Genomic DNA, 5,940 nt, shown 5'->3' on the forward strand with positions numbered 1-5,940 from the left:
GTATACAATAATCAATATTCAAAAGAGAGATTTTTTAGCCATTAACTCAAATGATTGGCTTAAACATCTTTAATACTATGATTTATAAGTGTTAAATTTTTTCTTGTTGGTATTTAAATGAGGCCTGATTGATGGCTATGTGGAAATACAATTTAGGGTGGTGAGGTAAATTGTGGAAAATAATAATAAAATTGCAGTGATAGGTGCAGGGGTTATTGGGATCACCACAGCACTGCAATTGGCTCGACGAGGCCACGCTGTTACATTACTCGATAAAAATCAGCCCGCAGAGGGATGTTCTAAGGGTAACGCGGGGCATTTTGCCACAGAACAGGTATTTCCCATGGCAGATGCAGCTTTACTAACAAAAGTGCCTGGCATGTTAGTCAATCCGATGGGGCCTTTGCGAATTGAGACCACCTCTTTGCTCAAAAATATTCCTTGGTTTGTACGATTCTTAAAGCAAATGAAAAGTAGCTGCTTCCATAAAGGTACAATCGCACTTAGAAGTTTAAATGAACGCGCACTACCCGCATATCAGCGTTTACTTGGTGACAAATATCATACACTTATATCTAGTAACGGCAGTTTACTGGTATTTGAAGGTGACGAAAGCTCTGCGCGTCAAAGCTATAACAAATACGCCGAACAAGACATCTCAGTGAGCTTACTAACAGGCGATCAAGCCCGAGAAATGGAGCCGAGCCTATCAAGTACCATCACCTCGGCACTGTATTTTGATAAAGTCGCGCATAGCACAGACCCCTACGCCCTTTGTTTGACGTTATATGAGCAGTTTATACAGCTAGGCGGTACGTTCAAGCAAGGCTCAATCGATAATATTACCCACACAGGGCATGGCTATACACTTCACTCCAAAAGCCACATGATGGCCTTTAACAAAGTGGTTGTGGCAACGGGTGCTGCAAGTAAAACGCTCTGTGCGTCTTTAGGTTACTCACTGCCCATGATTGCCGAGCGCGGTTATCACAACATGTTGGCATTGAATAATACGCTTACACGACCTGTCGCCTCAAGTGAACGAGGGTTTATCATGACGCCCATGTCACAAGGTTTGCGACTGGCCGGTACAGTAGAATTTGCCACACTGGAGAGTAAGCCCAATTACAGCCGTGCTCACGCATTATTGCATCATGCAAGTATATTGTTAAACTCATCGCTGCCACAAAAAAATGATAACTTGTGGGTTGGCTGCCGTCCCTCACTCCCAGATTATTTACCTGTCATCGGACAAGCGCCAAATCATCACCACGTTTATTTTGCACTGGGTCATCAGCACTTAGGACTGACCCAAGCCGCAATTTCCAGTGAATGTATCGCAGATCTTATTGACAACAAGCCCAACGACATCGATCTTACTCCTTTTAGTATTGCTCGATTTAATTAGACAAGGAGCACAAAAATGAAAGGTATTGCATACCAAAGCGCGCAGCAAGCGCTAGATAACTTAGAAGATATGACCAAAGGCATAGCGCCAATTGGCGAAAGCGAGTATTTAGCAAGAATAGAGAAAGCTCAACAATATATGCAGCAAAACAACATTGATGCGCTCTATTTAAATGCTGGTACAAATTTAAAGTACTTTACTGGTTTACAATGGTACGCCAGTGAACGTTTGGTCGGTGCTATTTTACCCGCCAATGGACAAGTTCAGTTTATCGTCCCATTTTTTGAAATCGGCTCTATTAAGGATTATTGGCTGATTGAAGGCCCTATTCATGCTTGGCAAGAAGAAGAATCTCCTTACGAGCTCGTCGCAAACATACTTAACACACTCAATATTGATAGCACAGGCACACTCGCCATTGACGAAAGCACTGCGTTTTTTGTTGCTGATGGGATCAGACTCGCGGCACCTGGGCTTTCGCTTATTAATGCAAAGGTAGTAACCGCGCATTGTAGAATGCATAAGTCGGCCAATGAAATTGCCCTTATTCAACGCGCAATGGACATGACACTTGCCGTACATAAAGCAACGGCATCTATGCTGTATGAAGGGATCACCACAACCGAAGTTGAAGCCTTTATTAATGAAGCGCACAAAAAAGTGGGGGCGCCGGGCAATTATTTTTGTATTGTGCTATTTGGTGTGGCGTCGTCATTCCCACATGGTGTAAAAAATCCACAAACGCTGAAAAAAGGCGATGTGGTTCTCGTCGACACTGGTTGTAAGTTACACGGCTATCTTAGCGATATCACCCGCACTTATGTTTTTGGCGACCCCAGTGAAAAGCAAAAGTCCGTTTGGCAAATCGAGAAGCAAGCGCAAATTGCAGCATTTAATGCAGCCAAAATTGGGGCGCCCTGTGGCGCTGTTGATAAGGCCGCGAGAGAGTATATTGCCAGCAATGGGCTCGGTCCTGATTATCAACTACCAGGTTGCCCACATCGCACTGGCCACGGTATCGGCTTAGATATCCACGAATGGCCTTATTTAGTCAAAGACAACCCAGAACCGCTTGCAGCTGGAATGTGCTTTTCAAACGAACCTATGCTGGTTATTCCTGATAAATTTGGCATTCGCTTGGAAGATCATTTCTATATGACCGACGATGGTCCGCGTTGGTTTACTGAGCCTGCGCACAGCATAGACAATCCTTTTGGGGTTGAATGATATTAAAAATAAATGCTGAGTTGCTCTGATGAGTAACTCATCATTTATCGTGATTGATTTAAGCACAGCTTAATTGGTATAAACATAGCATCTACAATTTACTGCGCTACAACTTATGATTGCAACTACCCCACCACCACCCTATTACGCCGTAATTTTTACCAATATAAAAAATGAAGACGATGAGGGCTACGCCCGAACCGCGTCGAGAATGGTCGAGCTTGCACAGCTTCAACCTGGCTTTTTAGGATTAGAATCTGCGCGTGAAGAGGTTGGGATCACGGTTTCTTATTGGCGCGACTTAGAATCAATCAAAGCATGGAAAGCCAATGCTGAGCATATTGAGGCACAAAAAAGCGGTAATAAGAAATGGTATCAAAGCTATACAACTCGTATTGCTAAGGTAGAGCGTGAATATAGTCTTTGAGCTAGCGCTTAGTTGTGGTCACTTGTGCATTGTTTACTCGCGACTTTAACCGTGATAAGCCTTGAGGCGTTACACCCAAATAATTAGCAAGATCATAATTTGCCAAACCATTAACCCAATGTGGACGTTCGTCACGCAAAAAACAATACCTTTGCTCAAGCGTATTTAGTAATAGAAACGCTTCTTTTGCTTCTTTGAATAGCAACTGTTGTTGTAATAATTTTAATTTAAGTGCACGGAGATTATCTTGTTCCAATTTGGCTAACGGAACGAGTACAACCTTTGCATCATCCAGCGCAGAGATTTGATAGAAGCTAGGAGATTTTTGGATCCACTCAGCAAATAAAATACAAAGTTCGCCAGCAAAATAGAACTCCTTATGTCTTAGTTCCCCTACTTCATTTACTACCGATGAGACGAGCTTGCCAGAGTGGATAAAGAAGCCATAATGTTGCATTTGTCCTTGCTGCAACAATATTTCATTGCGGCCGCAGCGCTTTGTACCGAACGTTGGATTCTCCCTAATAAATGTTAATAATTCATTTCTTGTGGCTTCACAAAACTGACCGAGTTTATGAAAAGGCATAATTCACTCATACAATAGGTATAACTAGATCAAAAAAGGCTCCGTAAGGAGCCTTTTTAACACGTGGTATTAACTTACCAACCCGCTTTCTCTTTTAGTGCAGAACCGATTTCTGCAAGAGAGCGAACTGTTTTAACACCCGCTGCTTCAAGTGCTGCGAATTTCTCATCAGCTGTACCTTTACCGCCTGCGATAATTGCACCAGCGTGACCCATACGCTTACCTGGAGGAGCTGTAACACCAGCAATGTAAGAAACAACAGGCTTAGTTACGTTGTGCTTGATGTACTCAGCCGCTTCTTCTTCAGCTGTACCACCGATCTCACCGATCATTACGATAGCTTCAGTTTGCGGATCGTTTTGGAACATCTCTAGTACGTCGATGAAGTTAGTGCCTGGGATTGGGTCACCACCGATACCAACACAAGTAGATTGACCGAAGCCAGCGTCAGTTGTTTGCTTAACTGCTTCATAAGTCAAAGTACCAGAACGTGACACGATACCTACTTTACCAGGCATGTGGATGTGACCTGGCATGATACCGATCTTAGTTTCACCTGGAGTGATAACACCTGGGCAGTTAGGACCAATCATGCGAACGCCAGTTTCTTCTAGCTTCACTTTAACATCAACCATGTCTAGTGTAGGGATGCCTTCAGTGATACATACGATTAGCTCGATACCTGCGTCGATCGCTTCAAGGATAGCGTCTTTACAGAAAGCAGCTGGTACGTAGATAACAGATGCAGTTGCACCAGTTGACTCTACCGCTTCACGTACTGTGTTAAATACAGGTAGACCTAGGTGAGTTGTGCCGCCTTTACCAGGAGAAACACCACCAACCATTTGCGTACCGTACTGGATAGCTTGCTCAGAGTGGAAAGTACCCTGACCACCAGTGAAACCTTGACAGATTACTTTAGTATCTTTGTTAATTAGTACAGACATTATTTGCCCTCCGCAGCAGCAACTACTTTCTCAGCAGCGTCAGTTAGTGACTCAGCTGCAATGATGTCAAGGCCAGAGTTAGCTAGTACTTCACGACCAGCTTCAGCGTTAGTACCTTCAAGACGTACAACTACTGGTACGTTTACGCCAACTTCTTTAACCGCACCGATAATACCTTCAGCGATCATGTCACAACGTACGATACCACCGAAGATGTTAACTAATACTGCTTTAACATTGTCATCAGAAAGGATGATCTTAAATGCTTCAGATACACGCTCTTTCGTCGCGCCGCCACCAACGTCTAGGAAGTTAGCTGGCTTGCCGCCGTGTAGGTTTACGATGTCCATAGTACCCATCGCAAGGCCTGCACCGTTAACCATACAACCAACGTTACCGTCTAGAGCAACGTAGTTTAACTCGAAGCTTGCAGCGTGAGCTTCACGTGCATCTTCTTGTGAAGGATCGTGGAATTCACGGATCTTAGGCTGGCGGAATAATGCGTTACCGTCAACACCGATTTTGCCGTCTAGGCAGTGTAGGTTACCAGCGTCTGTGATTACTAGCGGGTTGATCTCTAGTAGTGCAAAGTCGTGGTTGATAAACATTTGCGCTAGACCCATGAAGATCTTAGTGAACTGCTTAACTTGAGTTGGGTTCAAACCTAGTTTGAACGCTAGCTCACGACCTTGATAAGCTTGAGGACCTACAAGTGGGTCGATCTCAGCTTTATGAATTAGTTCAGGCGTTTCTTCTGCAACTTGTTCAATTTCTACACCACCTTCAGTTGATGCCATGAACACGATCTTACGTGAACCACGGTCAACAACAGCACCTAGGTATAGTTCATTTGCAATATCAGTGCAGCTTTCTACTAAGATTTTAGCAACTGGCTGACCTTTCTCGTCTGTTTGGTAAGTAACTAGGTTTTTACCTAACCAGTTTTCAGCGAATGCGCGGATTTCGTCTTTGCTGTCTGCAAGTTTAACACCGCCAGCTTTACCACGGCCGCCAGCGTGTACTTGACACTTAACAACCCACTTGTCTCCACCGATTTTACCAGCAGCTTCTACTGCTTCTTGAGGTGTATCACAAGCAAAGCCTTCTGATACAGGTAAACCATATTCGGCAAAAAGTTGTTTTGCCTGATACTCATGCAAATTCATGATGCTTTATCCAATTTTTTATACTAAAAAAGCTGAATATTTATGCAAATAGTCAGCTATCCCAAATTGCGCACATAGTATAGATCCCAAGGCTTCTGATGAAAACCCCACTTAGACCAAAGGCGCAAAAAAAAAGCTGCATGCGAGCATACAGCTTATTCTTTAAACAAATATTATAC

General features: G+C 43.6%; 6 protein-coding genes. 3 read left to right on the top strand and 3 right to left on the bottom strand.

Annotated features, from left to right (window positions below; all coding sequences use genetic code 11):
- The first annotated feature begins 172 nt into the window (after positions 1–172).
- From L1D50_RS20795 to L1D50_RS20805, 3 genes are all read left to right on the top strand, one after another.
- Entirely contained in the window at positions 173–1,408 is a 1,236-nt protein-coding gene (locus tag L1D50_RS20795; protein WP_239966729.1) for an FAD-dependent oxidoreductase, read from the top strand.
- 15 nt (positions 1,409–1,423) lie between these two features.
- Positions 1,424–2,635, top strand: coding sequence for a Xaa-Pro peptidase family protein (locus L1D50_RS20800; RefSeq protein WP_138523842.1), 1,212 nt, complete (start codon positions 1,424–1,426; stop codon positions 2,633–2,635).
- Between the two features lie 115 nt (positions 2,636–2,750).
- A complete protein-coding gene (locus tag L1D50_RS20805; protein WP_138523844.1) occupies positions 2,751–3,062 on the top strand; it encodes an antibiotic biosynthesis monooxygenase in 312 nt (103 codons plus the stop codon).
- Between the two features lies 1 nt (position 3,063).
- Here L1D50_RS20805 and L1D50_RS20810 read toward each other — a convergent pair whose 3' ends face one another.
- From L1D50_RS20810 to sucC, 3 genes are all read right to left on the bottom strand, one after another.
- The gene (locus tag L1D50_RS20810) at positions 3,064–3,648 is read right to left on the bottom strand and encodes a Crp/Fnr family transcriptional regulator (protein ID WP_138523846.1); all 585 of its coding nucleotides are present in this window, start codon (positions 3,646–3,648) and stop codon (positions 3,064–3,066) included.
- 74 nt (positions 3,649–3,722) lie between these two features.
- Positions 3,723–4,595, bottom strand: coding sequence for a succinate--CoA ligase subunit alpha (gene sucD, locus L1D50_RS20815; RefSeq protein WP_099641555.1), 873 nt, complete (start codon positions 4,593–4,595; stop codon positions 3,723–3,725).
- Positions 4,595–5,761, bottom strand: a complete 1,167-nt coding sequence (sucC, locus tag L1D50_RS20820; RefSeq protein ID WP_010371452.1) for an ADP-forming succinate--CoA ligase subunit beta — start codon at positions 5,759–5,761, stop codon at positions 4,595–4,597. Before sucC ends, sucD begins: the two co-directional genes overlap by 1 nt.
- Between the last annotated feature and the right edge of the window lie 179 nt (positions 5,762–5,940).

It is taken from the genome of Pseudoalteromonas sp. Isolate6, assembly GCF_022398435.1.
Lineage (GTDB): Bacteria > Pseudomonadota > Gammaproteobacteria > Enterobacterales > Alteromonadaceae > Pseudoalteromonas > Pseudoalteromonas galatheae.